12 protein-coding genes are annotated in these 18,261 nt (G+C 66.9%); 5 read left to right on the top strand and 7 right to left on the bottom strand.

Going from position 1 to position 18,261, the window contains the following annotated elements; genetic code table 11:
- Nucleotides 1–213 precede the first annotated feature (213 nt).
- Both RN01_RS08620 and RN01_RS08615 read left to right on the top strand, forming a co-directional pair.
- Nucleotides 214–1,104 carry a metallophosphoesterase gene (locus RN01_RS08620; RefSeq protein ID WP_017514820.1) on the top strand — a complete coding sequence of 297 codons (891 nt, stop codon included), beginning with the start codon at nt 214–216 and terminating at the stop codon, nt 1,102–1,104.
- On the top strand, nt 1,101–1,475 hold the full coding sequence (locus tag RN01_RS08615; RefSeq protein ID WP_008643552.1) for a cupredoxin domain-containing protein: 375 nt from the start codon (nt 1,101–1,103) through the stop codon (nt 1,473–1,475). Before RN01_RS08620 ends, RN01_RS08615 begins: the two co-directional genes overlap by 4 nt.
- Before the next feature lie 45 nt (nt 1,476–1,520).
- On the opposite strand, the gene RN01_RS08610 is transcribed toward RN01_RS08615, so the two are convergent.
- The gene (locus RN01_RS08610) at nt 1,521–4,721 is read right to left on the bottom strand and encodes an efflux RND transporter permease subunit (RefSeq protein WP_024569013.1); all 3,201 of its coding nucleotides are present in this window, start codon (nt 4,719–4,721) and stop codon (nt 1,521–1,523) included.
- A 19-nt stretch (nt 4,722–4,740) separates the two neighbouring features.
- A complete protein-coding gene (locus RN01_RS08605) occupies nt 4,741–5,985 on the bottom strand; it encodes an efflux RND transporter periplasmic adaptor subunit (RefSeq protein ID WP_024569012.1) in 1,245 nt (414 codons plus the stop codon).
- 248 nt (nt 5,986–6,233) lie between these two features.
- On the opposite strand from RN01_RS08605, the gene RN01_RS08600 reads away from it, so the two are divergent.
- From RN01_RS08600 to RN01_RS08590, 3 genes are all read left to right on the top strand, one after another.
- Nucleotides 6,234–6,518 carry a helix-turn-helix domain-containing protein gene (locus RN01_RS08600; RefSeq protein ID WP_011515461.1) on the top strand — a complete coding sequence of 95 codons (285 nt, stop codon included), beginning with the start codon at nt 6,234–6,236 and terminating at the stop codon, nt 6,516–6,518.
- A gap of 133 nt (nt 6,519–6,651) precedes the next feature.
- Nucleotides 6,652–7,941 (top strand): MASE1 domain-containing protein, encoded by a 1,290-nt coding sequence (locus RN01_RS08595; protein WP_017514022.1) that lies wholly within the window; start codon nt 6,652–6,654, stop codon nt 7,939–7,941.
- Nucleotides 7,938–9,161, top strand: coding sequence for an alpha/beta fold hydrolase (locus RN01_RS08590; RefSeq protein ID WP_017514023.1), 1,224 nt, complete (start codon nt 7,938–7,940; stop codon nt 9,159–9,161). Before RN01_RS08595 ends, RN01_RS08590 begins: the two co-directional genes overlap by 4 nt.
- On the opposite strand, the gene RN01_RS08585 is transcribed toward RN01_RS08590, so the two are convergent.
- From RN01_RS08585 to RN01_RS08565, 5 genes are all read right to left on the bottom strand, one after another.
- Entirely contained in the window at nt 9,158–11,461 is a 2,304-nt protein-coding gene (locus RN01_RS08585; RefSeq protein ID WP_024569011.1) for a patatin-like phospholipase family protein, read from the bottom strand. The genes RN01_RS08590 and RN01_RS08585 overlap by 4 nt on opposite strands.
- Nucleotides 11,462–11,579: 118 nt before the next feature.
- Nucleotides 11,580–13,379 (bottom strand): SulP family inorganic anion transporter, encoded by a 1,800-nt coding sequence (locus RN01_RS08580; RefSeq protein ID WP_017512306.1) that lies wholly within the window; start codon nt 13,377–13,379, stop codon nt 11,580–11,582.
- Nucleotides 13,380–13,462: 83 nt separating this feature from the next.
- Nucleotides 13,463–14,395, bottom strand: coding sequence for a hydroxymethylglutaryl-CoA lyase (locus RN01_RS08575; protein WP_017512305.1), 933 nt, complete (start codon nt 14,393–14,395; stop codon nt 13,463–13,465).
- A 201-nt stretch (nt 14,396–14,596) separates the two neighbouring features.
- Nucleotides 14,597–16,636, bottom strand: coding sequence for an acetyl/propionyl/methylcrotonyl-CoA carboxylase subunit alpha (locus RN01_RS08570; RefSeq protein WP_017512304.1), 2,040 nt, complete (start codon nt 16,634–16,636; stop codon nt 14,597–14,599).
- Between the two features lie 13 nt (nt 16,637–16,649).
- Nucleotides 16,650–18,257, bottom strand: a complete 1,608-nt coding sequence (locus RN01_RS08565) for a carboxyl transferase domain-containing protein (protein WP_017512303.1) — start codon at nt 18,255–18,257, stop codon at nt 16,650–16,652.
- Nucleotides 18,258–18,261 lie beyond the last annotated feature (4 nt).

The raw sequence follows: 18,261 nt of genomic DNA, 5'->3' as shown, positions 1-18,261 counted from the left end.
TGGCATAGCGGCATGAGTGCGTCTCCCCCGTTATACCGGCGCTGGGCCGATTCTATTCCCGGCGCTTGTCCTGCGCCAATGGTGTTCTCACCACTCCCGTGTGGCGGCGCGGTGGTGGTGTGGTGGTGGTGCATCAGAATTCCACCGCCCCGGGAATAAACGCCGGGCGGCTCCGGTATGACAGTCACCACCCACAGAACGAAGGAGGCTGTCATGCACGGAAACTGGAGTCGGCGCGACATATTGCGCCTGGCGGGCGCGGCAGGCGGTGCCGTGGTCGCATCGGCGCTGCCCGGCTGGGCGGCGGGGCGTGACGAGGACTTTGTGTTCGTGCAATTGTCCGATTCGCACTGGGGGTTCGAAGGGCCGCCGAATCCGGACGCGCGCGGCACGTTGCCCAAGGCCGTGGCGGCCGTCAACGCATTGCCGAGCCAGCCCGATTTCATCATGTTCACGGGCGACCTGACGCATTCCACCGACGACCCGGCCGAGCGCCGCCGCCGCATGACGGAGGTACGCGACATCATCGCGCCGCTGCGTGCGGGTGCGGTACACCTGATGCCGGGCGAGCACGATGCCAGCCTGGACGCGGGCGAGGCATTCCGCGAGCTGTTCGGGCCCACGCACTACACGTTCGATCACAAGGGCCTGCACGCCATCGTGCTCGACAACGTGTCCGATCCGGCCGGGATGGTGGGCGAGGCGCAGCGCAAGTGGCTGGCCGACGACCTGGCGAAACAGTCGCGCGACGCGCGCATCGTCGTGTTCACGCACCGGCCGCTGTTCGATCTCTATCCACAGTGGGATTGGGCCACGCGCGACGGCGCGCAGGTCATCGACATCCTGATGCCGTACCGCAACGTCACGGTGTTCTACGGCCATATCCACCAGGAGCATCACCATATGACCGGCCACATCGCACACCATGCGGCGCGCTCGCTGATGTTTCCGCTGCCGGTCGCGGGGTCGCAGCCGAAGCGCTTGCCCATACCGTGGGATGCCGCGCATCCGTATCAGGGTCTGGGCTGGCGTCAGGTGACGGCCACACCGTCGCCTGACGGGTTCCAGCTGGCTGAGGTCTCCGTTAACGGGAGCAAGGCATGAGCACAGCCAATGCAAGCCGTCGCACGCTGCTGGGCTGGATGCTGGCCGCCGCGGTGGTGCCGGTGGTGTCGGTGGTGAGCCGGAGTGATGCCGCGGCGCCGCGCGTGATCCCGATGCGCGCGCGGCGCTTCGTGTTCATCCCGGATCGCGTGAAGCTCAAGGCGGGTGAGACCGTGGTGCTGTCGATCACGGCGGAAGACGTGGTGATGGGATTCTCCGCGCCCGACTTCGACGTCCGTGCGGACCTGCCGCCCGGCCAGGCGATCAAGGTGACGCTGACGGCGGGCAAGCCCGGCAGCTATGGCTTTCTGTGCGACATCTTCTGCGGGTCGGGGCACGAGAACATGAGCGGCCTCATCGAGGTGACGTAGAGACGCCATCTAAATGGTTCTGGCGTCTCTCCGGTCGAAAGGCCGTCACTCGCCCTCGCCACCCATGTACTCGTGCGACTTGCCGTGCGGTGTCTGTTGCGTGGGTGGCGGCTTGCCGCCGCCGCGCGCCGCCTTGCGGCGCATGTACCAATAGTGCGCGCGATCCAGGTAGAGATAGACCACCGGCGTGCTGAACAGCGTGAGCATCTGCGACACCACCAGCCCGCCGACCATCGCGTAGCCCAGCGGCCGACGCAGTTCGGACCCTGCGCCGTGCCCGAGCATAAGCGGCAGCCCCGCCAGCAGCGCGCACATCGTGGTCATCATGATCGGGCGGAAGCGCAGCAGACACGCCTCGTAGATCGCGTCGCGCGGAGACATGCCGCGCTCGCGCTCGGCCACCAGCGCGAAGTCGACCATCATGATGCCGTTCTTCTTGACGATGCCGATCAGCAGGATGATGCCGATCAGCGCGATCACGGTGAAGTCGTAGCCACCCAGCATCAGCACCAGCAGCGCGCCGACGCCGGCGGACGGCAGCGTCGAAAGAATCGTCAGCGGGTGGATATAGCTCTCGTAGAGCAGCCCCAGCACGATGTAAACCGCGATCAGCGCGGCGGCGATCAGGTAGGGCTGCGAGGCCAGCGACGCGCCGAATGCCTGCGCGGTACCCTGGAACGCGCCGCCGAGCGTGCGTGGCCGCCCCATGCCGGCCAGGGCCTTGTTGATGGCCTCCACGGCGTCACCCAGCGACGCGCCCTGCGCCAGGTTGAACGAGATGGTCACCGCCGGGAACTGCCCCTGGTGGCCGATCGACAGGTAGGCCGTGCGGTTCGTGTCGATCTTCACGAACGACGATAGCGGCACCTGCTCGCCGGTGATCGGGGACGTCAGGTAGAGCTTGTCGAACAGGCGCGGGTCGTCCTGCAATTGTGGCGTGGCTTCGAGGACCACGTGGTAGCTGTTGATCTGCGTGAAGTACTGTGCCACCTGGCGCTGGCCGATCGCGTCGTAGATCGTGGCGTCGATCAGCGCCGGTGTGATGCCGAAGCTCGACGCCCGCGCGCGGTCGATCGTCAGCATGGCCGCGGCTGCGGAGTTCTGCTGGTCGGAGGCAACGTCGGCCAGTTGCGGCAACTGGCGGAACCGCTCCAGGACGCGCGGCGCCCAGTCGTTGAGTTCGGCGAGATTGGCGTCGGTGAGCGTGTACTGGTACTGCGTGCGCGACAGCCGCCCGCCAACGTTGATGTCCTGTCCGGCTTGCAGGAACAGGTTGGCGCCCTCCACCTTGGCCAGCTTCGGCCGCAGCCGCGCGATGATCTCGTCAGCCGTGGCCGTGCGGCCTTCCTCCTTCGGGCGCAGCGCGATGAAGAAGTTGCCAGTGTTGACCGTGTTCTGCCCGCCGGTCATGCCGACGGCCGAGATGTCTGGGTCGCTGCGGACCACGTCCGCCAGCGCCACCATGCGCGCGTTCATCGACTTGAATGATGCATCCTGCGCGGACTCCGCGGTGCCGAACACGAAGCCGGTGTCCTGCTGGGGAAAGAAGCCCTTCGGGATGATCACGAACAGCACTACCGTGGTGGCCACGGTCAGCAGGAACACGCACAACGTCAGGAACTGGTGATCGAGCACGTGATCGAGCCCGCGCCGGTACGCACCGAGCATCGCATCGAAGCCGCGCTCGAACATCAGGTAAAGCCGTCCGTGATGGCGGGCGTGGGCCGGGTCGTGCGGCTGCAGGAATTTTGCGCACATCATCGGCGTCAGCGTCAGCGAGACGATCACCGATACCGCGATCGTCAGCGTCACCGTGACCGCGAATTCGCGGAACAGCCGGCCGACGATGCCGCCCATCAGCAGCAGCGGGATGAACACGGCCACCAGCGACACGGAGATCGACACGATCGTGAAGGCGATCTCGCCGGCACCCTGCAGCGCGGCCTCCAGCGGCGACATGCCCGCTTCCACGTGGCGATAGATGTTCTCCAGCATCACGATCGCATCATCGACGACGAAGCCCACGGCAATGGTCAGCGCCATCAGCGACAGGTTGTCGCGGCTGTAGCCCAGCAGGTACATGCCACCGGCCGTGCCCAGCAGCGCCAGCGGCACGGTGATGCTCGGGATCACCGTGGCCCATACGTCGCGCAGGAACACGAAGATGATGCCGACCACCAGCACGATGGTCAGGATCAGCGTGAACTCGACATCGGCTTCCGAGGCGCGGATGTTCTGCGTGCGGTCAGCCAGCACGTTGACGTTGACCGCGGCTGGAATCGAGAGCTGCAGGCGGGGCAGGGCGGCCTTGATGCGGTCCACCGTGGCGATCACGTTGGCGCCCGGCTGCTTGGTCACGGCCAGGATGATCGCGCGGCCGTTGTGGAACGTGTTGTCAGCGGGGGCGGCGGCGCCGGCGAACGCCCAGCCCGCGAGCCGGTTGTTCTCGGGGCCATCCACCGCCACGCCGACATCGCGCACGCGCACCGGGGCGCCGTTGCGCCACGCCAGCACCATGTCGTTCCACGGCGCCGCGCGGGTGATCTGGTCGTTGGTGTAGACGTTGAAGGCCTTGGTCGCGCCATCGGTGGCGCCGGTTGGCTGGTTGACCGTGGTCGCCGCGATCACGCCACGGATGTCTTCCATGCTCAGGCCCATCGACGCGAGCTTGGCCGGGTCTACCTGGATGCGCACGGCCGGTTTCTGCTGGCCGCCAATGTTGACCAGGCCAACACCTTCGATCTGCGAGATCTGCTGCGCCAGGATGTTGTCGGCGAAGTCGTTGACGGTGGTCAGCGGCAGCGCGTCGGACTGCACCGCCAGCACCAGGATTGGCGCGTCGGCGGGGTTGATCTTGCGGAACGTCGGGGGTGTCGGCAGGTTGGACGGAAGCTGGCCGCCCGCGGCGTTGATGGCGGCCTGCACGTCCACCGCGGCGGCGTCGATGCTGCGGTTCAGGTCGAACTGCAGCGTGATCTGCGTGGTGCCTTGCGCGCTGGTCGACGTCATCTGCGACAGCCCCGCGATCAGCGAGAACTGCCGTTCGAGCGGCTGCGCCACGTTCGACGCCATCGTCTCGGGATTGGCGCCCGGCAGGTTGACCGTGACCTGGATGGTCGGAAAGTCCACTTGCGGCAGCGGGGCGATCGGCAGCAGCGGCCACGCGGCCAGGCCAACGAGCAGCAACGCGAGCGCCAGCAGCGAGGTGCCGATCGGCCGCTTGATGAAGGTGGCCGAAATACTCATGGGTGGCTCATCGGAAGGCTCACTGGCGCGCGGCGGCAGTGGCGCTGGCGGCGACAGCAGGGGAGGTGCCGGCAGTGGATTCGGCGGCCGCCCCGCCAGTCGGTGCGGCGCCTGGCCGCGCGGGCGCCTCGGCGATCAACGCGCCGGGCTTGAGCTTGTACTGGCCATCTGCCACCACGCGCTCCCCGGCCTGGACGCCCTTGGCGATCACGGCCCGCGCGCCCTGGAGTTCTGCTACCTCCACCGGCTGCAGCTTCACGGTCTGGTCCGCCTGCACGGCATAGACGTAGGTGCCGGCATCGTTACGTTGCACCGCTGACGCCGGAATGACCACTGCGCGGTCACGCTGGCCCAGCACGAGCCGGGCGTTGACATACTGGCCCGGCCACAGCAGGTGCTTCGGGTTCGGAAAGCGCGCCTTGAGCTGGATGGTGCCGCTGGTGGTGTCGATCGTGTTGTTCAGCAGGATCAGGCCGCCGTGCCCGAGGTCGGCGTCGGTGCCGCGCTCGTGGGCGAACACCACCAGTGGCGACTGGCTGGCCTGCATCGCGCGGTTGATGCGGCCGAAGGCGTCGTCGGGCAGCGTGAAGACGACGTCGATCGGGTCGATCTGGCGGATCACGACGAGGCCGGTGGTGTCGGTGGCATGGACGATATTGCCGGGGTCGACCAGCCGGGCGCCGACGCGGCCGGAGAGCGGCGCCGTGATGGTCGTGAAATCGAGCTGCACCTTGTCCAGCGCGATCTGCGCTTCGTCATTGCGCACGGCGGCGGCAAGCTGGTCGACCAGCGCGCGCTGGGTGTCGAGTGTCTGGCGCGTGGTCGAGTCGACCTTGATCAGTTCCTCATAGCGCTTCAGGTCCAGACGGGCGTTGGCAAGCTGCGCCTCGTCGCGCGCCTTGGTGGCCTGCGCCTGCTGCAGTTGCGCCTGGAACGTGCGCGGGTCGATCTGCGCCAGCACCTGACCTTCCTTGACGTCCTGGCCTTCGACGAAGCCAACGCGCTCGAGCTGCCCATCCACGCGTGGCTTGACCGTCACAGTCTGCATGGCCTGGACTGTGCCGACGCCGGTCAGGCCGATATCCACGTCTTCGCCCTGCGCCGCGGCCGTGGTAACCACGATGGCCGGGCTCGCCTGCGCGGCCTTGGGCGGGAGCAGCCATCGTCCCAGTGGCCTGGCAACCAGCCAGACCACCACGATGGCGATGACGACGTACAGGGCGATGGCCAATGGCCGCCGGCGGGGGGGAGGCGAAGCAGACATGCGTGACATTGGTCGCTTGACTCGACAAGCATAGTCCGTGGCTGTCATGTGAGATATGACCGCCTTATTACTGATTATTTCAGGCTCACGATGTGACTCGCGCGTCAAGCCTCGGGCCCTTGCGTGGGCCTCCATCCATTCTCCTATTGCGCTGCCACGATGTGCAGCGTAGAAGATAGGCGGGAGGCCGCAATTCGTGGCCAGCGGCCTGTCACAACAACGAAAGGGTTAGAGGAAAGGGGTAGACCATGGAGACTCAGGAAAGCGCCCTCGTCTTGGCACTGCTGACGGCTCCCGTCCGCGTCACGATCTGCCGGGCCCTGCTCGAGGCGGGCGAGGAAGGCATGTCCGCGGCGGAGCTGGCCGAACTGGCCGGCCTGACGCTGCGCCACGCTGCGCACCACTTCCAGGAAATGACTCAGGGCGAGATTCTGGCCCTGGCGATTCGCGACCGCCGTGTCTGTTATACGCTCAAGGCACGCGTGGCTGTGCGCGAGGCGCTCGGCTACGTCGACGCCAGCGGCATGAATTGACGCCACAGCGCGGTCTTGCCTGACCCTGCTGTGTACAATCCGCCACACTTCTGGCGGCCCAGGTCAACGGCGGGCCTCGTCTTGCCGTTCAGATCATGGTGATAGTCAGTCATACTGAATCGGGAACATCACAGTGAATCTCACCAACCGGGCCGTCACATTGCCGCTCTGGGCAATCCTGTATTTCGTCCTCGGATACTTTTCGCACAAATTCAATGGGCCGTTCACGGCCGCCGGCTACATCTGGCTGCCGGCCGGCGTGACCGTGGCCGCTTTCATGCTGGCGCCGATGCGCCGCTGGCTCGGGCTCGGCCTGGCGTTCCTGGTGGCGCAGATGCTGCTGGGCATGGTGGAAGGGCGCGATGCGTTCCGGATGGTGCTGTTCTCGCTCGACGAGATCGGCTTCGCGGCGCTGGCCGTGGCCGTGATCCACCTGACCAAGTTCTCGCTGGAAGGGCTGGCGTTCCTGCGCGGGTTGCTGCTGGCCGGCGTGATCGCCAGTGTCGGCGGGGCGGTCATCGGCGCGGGCTGGTTCTGGCTGTTCCTTGATGTGCCGTTCTGGGCTACCGCCAAGGTGTGGGCCGCGGCTGACTTCGTCGGGGTGCTGATCGTCACGCCGGTCTTCGCCGGATGGGCGCGGTTTCGCGCCGCGCGTTCGGGCGGCCGCCAGCCCGGCGAGTTCTTCTTCGGCCTGGCCGCGCTGGCATGTGTGCTGGCGACCGCTGCACTGGTGTTCGACGGCACGCGGATTGCGCAGCTCTCGCTCGGCGTGGCCTATGCGCTGACCTATATTCCGTTGTTCTTCGTGGCCATCGTGGCGTTGCTGCTGGGTGGGCGTGGCGGATCGGTCGCCGTGGCGTTGCTGACCGTGCTTGTGCTGGTCAATACCGCGCAGGGCGACGGCCCGTTCGCCGAAACCGCGCTGTACCACGGCGACTCCCTGTTGATCGCGCAGCTTTACCTGGCCGTAGCCGCGCTGCTGACGCTGCTGATCAACACGCTGCGAACGGCGCGTGAGCAGACGAACGCGCAGGCCGCCGCACGCCAGAATGACGTGGAACTGGCGCTGGCTGCCAGTGGGCAACTCGTCTACCGCCTTGATCCGCATAGCGGGCGGCTGCGCTGGAGCGGCAGCGTCGAACGCGCGCTGGGCCTGCACGACTCGGCGTTGTCCACGCTCGACGATGTCCTGGCCCGCGTGCATCCGGACGACCGTGCCGAGGTGCGCCGCCGCTGGCTGCGCGAATGCGATGGCGAGATGCGCGGCGATCTGACGTTCCGGCTCTTGCTGCCGGCGGGTGCCACCACGACGATCGTCGACATGAGTGGCCCGCTGCTCGACGGCGACGATTCCGTCGCGTTGATTGCCGGCGCATGGCGCGTGATCGCCTCCCACGACACGGAAGGGCGGCGCGCGGCATGACAACGCAACAGGCTCCACGCATCGGAGCCCTGCTGATTCACGGCTTGGGCGGTACCCAGTACGACCTCGGGCCGATGCACAAGGTGCTGCGCCGCGCGGGCGTGGAGACGCATGCCGTGACGCTGCCCGGTCATGGCGGCGTGCCCGAGGACCTGTTGCCCGTGGTGGCGGAGCAGTGGATGGACGTGGTGACCCAGTCCTACGACGAACTGGTCGGCCAGTACGACACGTTCCATGTCATCGGCATGTGCATGGGAGCGCTGCTCGCGCTGGAACTGGTCGCGCGGCGCCAGCATCGCAAGGGCCAACTGGTGGCGCTGGCCGCCCCGGTCTATATCGACGGCTGGTCCACGCCGTCCTACCGCTGGCTGCGGCACGTGGTCTATCACCTGCCGGGGCTGCCCACGCGCATCAAGGTGGAGGAGAACGAGCCGTTCGGCATCAAGAACGACCTGGTGCGCGCCATCGTCAAGGCCAAGTTCGAGCGCGGCGACAACTTCCACTATCGCTGGGTGCCGTTGACCTGCATCCGGCAGGTGGACCGTCTGCGCCGCTGGGTGCTGGACAGCGCGCACCGCGTGCCTTGCCCGACGCTGGTCGTCAACGCGCGCGAGGACGAGCTGACCACGCTGCGCTCGTACGATTTCCTGCTCGGCGCGGTGCCGCAGGTGCGGGGTGTGGTGCTCGAGAACAGCTATCACATGATCTGTGTGGATAACGATCGCGAGCAGGTCATCGCCAGCGTGCTCGAGTTCCTGGGGCTGGAGGCGTCCGCCGGCAGACCCCGCGCGCGTCGGTCCGTGGAGATGCCGATGGCGGCGGAAGCCGTCGCCACGCTGGTGGGCGAGTATCTCTCCGCGCTGACCACGCGGCATTTCGAGACCGTCTATCCGCTGCTCGATCCGGCCATCGAATGGCGCCATCTGGGTGAGCATCCGCTGGCAGGGGTCTATGCAGACCGGGATGCCGTGATCGGTCTGTTCCAGCGCGTGGAGCAACTGGCTGGCGATAGCGTTCGGATCGAGGTGGCCGGCGCGCCGCGCATCGACGGCCAGACGGTGGAAATCGACATCGCGGCGTCGTACCGGTTCGACGGTCAGCCAATGGATGGCCGTGGCACGCAGACGCTACGACTAGCCAACGGCCGCATCCGCGCGGTCGAGTATCGTCCCGAATCGGCGGCGGATAGCGATGCGCCGCTGGTCCGCCAGGCGGGCTAGAACACGCGGCCCAGCTGCAGGTAGATATTCCACACACCCTGCGGCGCCGCCGCGACGCCAAAGTAGAGCGGGCCGATCACGCTGTTGCCGCCGATAAACAGACTGGCGCTGGACTTGTAGGGCCCGCTGCCGAAGTTGCGGCGCCTGAGCCAGACGTCGCCCACTTCGAGGCTGGAGCCGAACACAGTTGTGCGCAGCCCCGGCAGCACGAATTCACGCAGATCGTTCAGGTACGTGATGCGGCCGTAGAGCAGGTAGTTGCCCGAGAACTGGTCCGGCGCATAGGCTGACAGGCGCTGGAATCCACCCAGCGTGAATCCCAGGCCGCCACTGACGCTGCCGGAGGTGCGGTGGTCGTTGTAGGTCATCGCCCCCTCGGCCGCCAGGTTCAGCGTATGGCGCCCGTAGCTGCCCGCCCACAGGGCCTTGCCGTGGACGTCGTCGAAACTGTTGTCCGTGCCGCCGAACGATAGCTGGTTCACTGCATTGAAGTAGTAGCCCTTGCGCGGAAAGAGCGGGTCATCGAGCTGGTCGATCGTCAGTTCCGCCCGTACCACCGGCTGCTGCACCGAGGCACTGAATTTGCCGTTGTTTGACGCGCCAATCAGATAGTCAGAGTAATAGCGGACCTGCTGATAGTTCGCGCCGACCCGGAACTCGCCCAGCCTGCCGATTGGTAACCCGAGGTCGACGCCTGCCAGCGCCGTGTCCACGCGCACGGCGGTGAGCGGCGTGGTGCTGCGGGTGGGGCTGCTGTCGGGGTAGATGTCGACGTGCTTGCGGCCGTATTCGAGGTATGGGGCGATATAGAAGCCCAGCCGGTCCAGCACCGGTTGGCGAAGCTCCGTGTGCCACTTGGCCTGGGTGCTGCCCAGCACGATGTCGTTGCGCCACTCCAGACCGCTTTGCGTCAGCCACGGATAGCGGTGACCCAGTTGCAGGTTGAACGCGCCCTTGCCGTCGAACGTTGTGGACATGCCAAAGCCGAAGAGCAGGAACTGCGGCCCCCACGATTTCTCCTGCGCGTCGATCTTGAGCACGGACCGGCCGTTCTCGGTGACCACATCCTGCGTCACGCTTTCGAAATTGCCGGTGGTGGAGAGCTGCGAGAGATCGCGGTTGATCGCTTCGGCGTCATAGGTGTCGCCTTCGCGCGTGCGCAGATACTGCTTGATGTAGGCGGGCGGAATGCGCCCCGAGGCATGGATCTCGATGGCGTCGATGCGCTTGGGCTCGAATCGCGCGCCATGCGTTTCCCGGGCGGCGATGTACTGGTCCCATGCGTCGGGCGGCAACGCGAGCGCGGCCAGCCGTGGCGCGATGCCTTCAGCCGCCGTGTAGCCAAGCTGCACACCACGGCGCGCATTGGAGAAGTCGGTGAACGACAGATCGCCGAGATCGGGTTCCAGCAGCACATCCCGCTGACCCAGCAATGCCTTCTGCGCGGCGAGATTCTGGTTCATCAGGATCGTCACCATTTGCTGGGTGACGGCCGCTGGCGAATCGAGGTTGGAAGGGTCGTCGAGTGGCGAGGCCACATTGACCGCGATGACGATATCGGCGCCCATGTCGCGCGCCATCTGCACAGGCAGGTTGCTGACCAGGCCACCGTCCACCAGCGTGCGCCCATCCACCTTGAACGGCGCGAACAGGCCCGGCACGGCCGCGCTGGCGCGGATCGCGCGCGGCAACGACCCTTTCTCGAGCACTACGGGCGCACCCGAGCTGAGGTCCGTGGCGATGGTGCGGAATGGAATGGGCAGTTTGTCGAAATCGATGTCGCCGGGCCACGGGGCCGTCCAGTCCTGCAGCAGTGCCAGCAGCCGGTTGCCCTGCACCAGCCCGCCGGGCAGCTTGACCTTGCCGTCGCCATAGCCGACCGAGAGGCCGATCGGGTATTCGAAACTGTCCTCGCGCAGCGTCTGCGGCAGGTGCGCGCGTTCGTTACGGTCGAAGACGATGTCGCTCAGGTTGATCTGCGACAGCCGGGTGTCGAGTTCGTTTGCCGGAATCCCGCTCGCATACAGTCCGCCGACCACCGCCCCCATGCTGGTCGCCGCAATGCAATCGATTGGCACGTGCATCTGTTCCAGTGCCTTGAGCACGCCAATGTGGGCATAACCGCGCGCGCCGCCGCCGGACAGCACCAGGCCGATGCGCGGTCGTGCGGCATCGGCGGCGGAGGTGTGGCTGGCGCTGCACTCGGCGTAGGCCTGCTGGAACAGGCCCGCAATGAGCAGGCAAAACAAGGGCAGCCAGCGCAGCGGTGCGCGGCGCGGCCCGGAAACGAGTCTCGACATGATGGCGGTGCCGGGAGGGGAACGATCGGCAGCGCCGGGCGGAGGCAGGCCGCGAATACGTCGCGATGCCTCCGTCTGGCGCCGACAGGGCGGACGGGGAAATCCACCAGGCAGGAGTTTAACCGGGTGGGCGGGACTCGGGCGGCGGCGTGTCTGGCGGCGTGCCTGGCTGTGTCACGGGCCCCCACACGGCATCGGCGTGTTCCGTCTGGAACCGGACCGCGGCCAGGTCCATTGTGAAGAACATCCGCTCATGCGTCAGGGTCTGGCCCAGCGCCGAGCGCCGGACCATGTCGAGCACGTCGGGATTCATCCCGATCAGCCAGAGCATGACGCCATCCTCCTCGCGCAGCACTCGTTCGGCATCGGTCAGCATGTGCAGTGCCGTGTATTCCATGTCAGAGACGGCGGTCAGGTCGAGCGCGACCACCTTCGGCTTGTCGTTCAGGATCATTGGCCGAAGTTTGTGACCGATACGCCGCGCGTTGACGAAGTAGACGCGCCCCTCGGGCCGCAGCATCAGCAGGCCGGGTACGGTCTCGTCGTGCGGGTGCGCGTCTGATTGCGGACGGAATACGTTGGTGCCGGGCTTGCGCGCCAGCTTGTAGACCGGCGGATCGGACGTTTGATAGGCCAGGGCCAGCATCGATACGACGATCGCCACGACGATGCCCTGCAGCGTGCCCAGGGCCACCACGCCAGCCAGGGCGACCAGCGCCCAGATGAATTCGGTGCGGCGGATGCCAAGGATCGCCAGAAATTCGGCCGGCTTGATCAGAGAGACGGAGTAGACGATGACCACCGCGGCCAGCGTGGCTTCCGGCAAACGGCCGACCAGCGGGGCGAGCAGCAGCATCGTGCCAAGCGCGGCCAGCGCCGTGACCAGGCCGGCCAGTTGCGAGCGCGCCCCTGAGAGCCGGTTGACGGCGGTCTGCGTCGTGCCGCCGCCTGCGGCCATCGCGCCTAGGAACGCGCCGCCGAGGTTGGCCAGTCCGGTGGCCGTCAACTCGCGGTTCGCGGCAGGCGCGTGCTCGCCAACCTGGGTGAACGCGCGCCCGGCGGCGATGGTTTCCGTGAAGCTCATCAGAGCGATACCCAGCGCTTCGGGCCACAGCCGTTCCATCATCGTCGGGTCAGGCAGGGTGACCGGCGGCAGGCCGGTCGGCACCGCGCCGACGATGGCCACCCCATGCGCGGTCAGGTTCAGCAGCCATACGCCGATGATCCCCACGGCCACCGCGATCAATGGCGCCGGTGCACGTGGAAACCGGTGCTCCATGCCCAACAGCAGCAGGACCATGAGGATGCCGACCGCGGCCGTGGCGACGGATGCGTGCGGAATGTTCTGGATGATCGCCAGCACGTTGTGGAAAAACGGGCCTTTCGTGAAATGCATCCCGAGCAGTTTCGGGATCTGGTCCACCACGATGACCAGCCCGATGCCCGCCTTGAAGCCGATCAGTACCGGCTCGGAGATGAAGTCGGCCACGAAGCCCAGCCTCAACAGCCGGGCCACCAGCAGCACGGCGCCGACCAGGAAGGTCAGCGTGGCCGAGGCCGTGATCAGCGTTTCGGCGCTGGGCGATGGGCCCACGTGCCGGAACGCGGCGGCCACGAGGATTGCCAGTGTCGTGGTGGTGCTGACGCTGAGCGTGCGCGAACTGCCGAGCAGCGCGTAGATCAGCATCGGGGCGAACACGGTGTACAGGCCGACCTCGACGGGCAGGCCCGCGATGGTGGCGTAGGCCAGGGCCTTGGGGATGACCACGGCGGCGGCGGTCAGCCCGGCAATGACGTCGGGCGCCAGCCATTCCTTCCGGTACGTCAGCAGCCACCCGGGGATGGGCAGCGTGGCGGCGCCAGATGACTGGCGCCTGGACAGCTGGGGGCAGGGGTGCGGCCGCCGTTGTCGTCTCATGGTTCTGTTTCCGAGCGGACTTCACAGAACCTGAGTCTAGGCGCGATCACGGCCGCCGCAAGGACGGCGTGTCAGTGGTCAGGTTACGCGCAGGTCGCCTCGCCCGCCTGGGAGGCCCACTTTGTCAGCAACGCCCGGCCAACGCGCGAGCTGTTGGCGCGGCCGATGGCCTGCGAGATGAAATCGCCGGCACGCACCACGTCATCGAGTTCGATGCCGGTGTGCAGGCCCATGCCGTGCAGCATGTACAGCACGTCTTCGGTCGCCACGTTGCCGGTGGCGCCTTTCGCGTAGGGGCAGCCACCCAGGCCGGCCACCGACGCGTGGAAGATGGCGATGCCGACCTCGAGGCTGGCCAGGATGTTCGACAGCGCCTGGCCGTAGGTGTCGTGGAAATGGCCGGACAGGCGGTCGATCGAAAACTCGGCCGCCGCGGCGCGCATGACTTCCTGGACCCGGGTAGGCGTGCCCACGCCGATGGTGTCGGCGATGTCGATCTCGTCGCAGCCGAGTTCGCGCAGGCGGCGCACGACGTCCACCACGGCATGCACCGACACCTCGCCCTGATACGGGCAGCCGAGCGCGCACGAAATGCTGCCGCGCAGCCGCACGCCAGCTTCCTTCGCGGCAGCGGCCACCGGTTCGAAGCGGGCGATCGACTCGGCGATCGAGCAGTTGATGTTCTTCTGCGAGAAGGCCTCGCTGGCCGCGCCGAAGATCACCACCTCGTCGGCACCGGCGGCAACGGCGCCCTCGAAGCCCTTCATGTTCGGCGTCAGCACCGAGTACAGCGTGCCGGGGCGTCGCGTAATGCGGGCCATCACGTCGGCGCCGTCAGCCATCTGCGGCACCCACTTCGGCGAGACAAACGATGCGGCCTCGATGTTGACGAAGCCCGCGTCGGTCAGCCGGTTGATCAGCGCCACCTTGACGTCGGTGGGCACCATCGCCTTTTCGTTCTGCAGCCCGTCGCGCGGGCCGACTTCGACGATCTTTACGTATTGGGGGATTGTCATGGGGGTCTCCAGAGCCTGTTTGTCACGCCAGGCCGATGTGATGCGCTGCCCCTCTCCCGCACAGCGGAGGAGGGGAGCCAAAACAGTTAGAAGCCATCTCAAAACGATTCTGGCGTCGTTGCAGGGCCTTGCCGTACGACTTGTACTGTCTGCGGCCCCGCGTCTAGCCAGAACCGCTTCGCTTCATTCTGAAACAGCGCCTTAGGCAGTTGCCTCCGCCAAGGCGAATGCCAGCAGTTGCGCGCCCTCGCTCACCTGTTCGCCCACGCCGTAGAGCACCTCGCTCACCACGCCATCGGCCGGCGCGGCGATCGTGTGTTCCATCTTCATCGCTTCCATCACCAGCAGCGGCGTGCCGCGCGTGACCTTGCTGCCGGCCTCGACCATCACGGCGATCACCTTGCCCGGCATCGGCGCGGTCAGCTTGCCGCCTTCGCCTTCACTCTCGCTGGCGTGCGCAAGCGGGTCGAGCCACTCCAGCACCGTATGGCGGCCGTCGTGGAAGACGTGGAACGTGTCGCCTTCCACGTGCACCTGGCCGTGCGTGCGACGCGTGCCAAGGTCGACGCGGATATCGTCGGCATTGAACGTGTACGCGAACGGCGCGGCCTGGTCGGCGTAGATCAGCGTGTTCTTGCTGGTGTCGCTGGCGTTGCCTTTCAGCACGGCCTCGAGCTTGTGGCCGCCGCCTTGGAAGTGCAACGTGCGCACGTCGCGGCCGTTCAGTCGCCAGCCGCCCGCGTGGGTCCACGGTGAGTGGCGGTCCGCCTCGTCGATGCGGCGTGTGCGCGTCTCGCGTTCGAGCAGTGCCGCCATCGCCAGCGCGATCGCTTCGATGCCAGCCGTCTTCTGCGGCGGGAACAGTACTGTCTGGTTGCGTTCGATCAGGCCGGTATCGAGGTCGGCGGTACGGAAAGCCTCCGATTTCACCAGCCGCTGCAGGAAGGCGACGTTGGTCGACAGCCCCACCACGTGATACCCGGCCAGTGCCTGGGCCATGCGCGCCAGCGCTTGGTCACGGTCGCGGCCCCAGACAATCAGCTTGGCGATCATCGGGTCGTAGTACGGGCTGATCGTGTCGCCTTCGCGCACGCCCGCGTCGATGCGGACCGCAGCCGGCGCGTTGGCATCGCCGCCGCGCATGAACTGCACCGCGGGCGGCGTGCGCAGGAAGCGCAGCGTGCCCGTGGACGGCAGGAACTGCTTGTCTGGGTTCTCGGCGTAGATGCGCGCTTCCAGCGAATGGCCGTGGATGGCCAGTTGCTCCTGCGCCAGCGGCAGCGCCTCGCCGGCCGCGACGCGCAGTTGCCACTCCACCAGGTCCTGGCCAGTGATCATCTCGGTGACCGGATGCTCCACCTGCAGGCGCGTGTTCATCTCCATGAAGTAGAACGAGCCATCCTGGTTGGCGATGAACTCGACCGTGCCCGCGCCGACGTAACCCACCGCGCGCGCCGCGGCCACCGCCGCCTCGCCCATCGCGCGGCGGCGTTCCTCGGTCATGCCCGGCGCCGGCGCCTCTTCCAGCACCTTCTGGTGGCGACGTTGCACCGAGCAGTCACGCTCGAACAGGTACACGCAGTTGCCGTGCGAATCGGCAAAGACCTGGATCTCGATATGGCGCGGCCGGGTCAGGTATTTCTCCACCAGCACCTTGTCGTCGCCGAAGCTGGCCGACGCCTCGCGCTTCACCGAGGCCAGCGCGGCGTCGAAGCCATCACCAGCTTCCACCACGCGCATGCCCTTGCCGCCACCGCCCGCGCTGGCCTTGAGCAGCACCGGATAGCCGATACGGTCGGCCTCGCGCCGCAGCAGGGCGGCGTCCTGGTCTTCGCCGTGATAGCCGGGCACCAGCGGTACCGCGGCCTTTTCCATCAGTTGCTTGGCGGCGCTCTTGCTGCCCATCGCGTGGATTGCAGAGGCCGGCGGGCCGATGAACACGAGGCCGGCTTCGGCGCAGGCGCGCGCGAAGTCCTCGTTCTCGGACAGGAAGCCGTAGCCAGGGTGGATCGCCTGGGCGCCGGTCTCCTTCGCCATTTCGATGATGTGGTCCGCGCGCAGGTAGCTGTCTCGCGCGGCGGCGCCACCAATATGCACGGCCTCGTCGCAGAAGGCGACGTGCCGCGCGTTGGCGTCGGCGTCGGAGTAGACGGCCACGGTGCGGATGCCGAGGCGGCGGCAGGTGGCCGCCACACGGCAGGCGATCTCGCCGCGGTTCGCAATCAGGATCTTCGTGAACATTATTGTTTTCCCCTTACATGCGGAACACGCCGAACTTCATGTCGCCGATCGGGGCGTTGAGGCTGGCGGACAGGCCCAGGCCGAGCACGGTGCGCGTCTGCGCGGGATCGATGACGCCATCGTCCCAGAGTCGCGCGCTGGCGTAGTACGGATGTCCCTGCAGTTCGTACTGGTCGCGGATCGGAGCCTTGAAGGCTTCTTCCTCCTGCGGGCTCCACTGGCCGCCCTTGGCCTCGATGCCATCGCGGCGGACCGTTGCCAGCACGCTGGCGGCCTGCTCGCCGCCCATCACGGAGATCCGCGCGTTCGGCCACATCCACAGGAAGCGCGGCGAATACGCGCGTCCGCACATGCCGTAGTTGCCCGCACCGAACGAGCCGCCGATGATCACCGTGAACTTCGGCACTTGTGCCGTGGCCACCGCCGTCACCATCTTGGCGCCATTGCGTGCGATCCCCTCGTTCTCGTACTTGCGGCCGACCATGAAGCCGGTGATGTTCTGCAGGAACACCAGCGGGATCTTGCGCTGGCAGCACAGCTCGATGAAGTGTGAACCCTTCAGCGCCGACTCCGAGAACAGGATGCCGTTGTTGGCGACGATGCCGACCGGGTAGCCCCAGATCCGCGCGAAGCCGCAGACCAGCGTGGTGCCGTAGCGGGCCTTGAATTCGTCGAACTCGGAGCCGTCGACGATGCGGGCGATGACCTCGCGCACGTCGTACGGCTTGCGCGTGTCGGTCGGGATCACGCCGTACAGTTCTTCGGGCGGATACAGCGGCTCGGCCGGCTCGTGCAGGCGGATCTGATCCGGCTTGCGGCGGTTCAGGTGCTGCACGATATTGCGCGCCAGCGAGAGCGCGTGATGATCGTTCTGCGCGAAGTAGTCCGCGACGCCCGAGAGGCGGGTATGCACGTCGGCGCCGCCCAGGTCCTCGGCGGTCACTTCCTCGCCGGTGGCTGCCTTCACCAGCGGCGGGCCGCCCAGGAAGATCGTGCCCTGGTTCTTGACGATGATCGACTCGTCGCTCATCGCCGGCACATACGCGCCGCCGGCCGTGCACGAGCCCATCACCACGGCGATCTGCGGAATGCCTTGCGCCGACAGGTTGGCCTGGTTGTAGAAGATGCGGCCAAAGTGGTCGCGGTCGGGGAACACCTCGTCCTGGTTCGGCAGGTTCGCGCCGCCGGAATCCACCAGGTAGATACATGGCAGGTTGTTCTGCTCGGCGATCTCCTGCGCACGCACGTGTTTCTTGACCGTCATCGGGTAGTACGTGCCGCCCTTGACCGTGGCGTCGTTGCAGACGATCACGCATTCCTGGCCGGCCACGCGACCGATGCCGGTGATGATGCCCGCGCCCGGCGCCGCATCGTCGTACATGCCGTACGCGGCCAGTTGCGACAGTTCCAGGAACGGCGTGCCCGGGTCGAGCAGTTGCTGCACGCGGTCGCGCGGCAGCAGCTTGCCGCGCGACAGGTGCTTGTCGCGCGCGGCCTCGCCACCGCCTTCGGCCAGCTTCGTGATCTTCTGCCGGAGATCGGCCACGAGCGCCTGCATCGTCTCCGCATTGGCCTTGAACGACTCGGAGCGGGCGTTGAGTTTGGTTTCTATGGTTGGCATGGCT

The sequence above is a fragment of the Cupriavidus sp. SHE genome, from assembly GCF_000812445.1.
Taxonomy (GTDB): Bacteria; Pseudomonadota; Gammaproteobacteria; order Burkholderiales; family Burkholderiaceae; genus Cupriavidus; species Cupriavidus metallidurans.
This window is presented reverse-complemented; position numbering and strand designations above follow the sequence as displayed.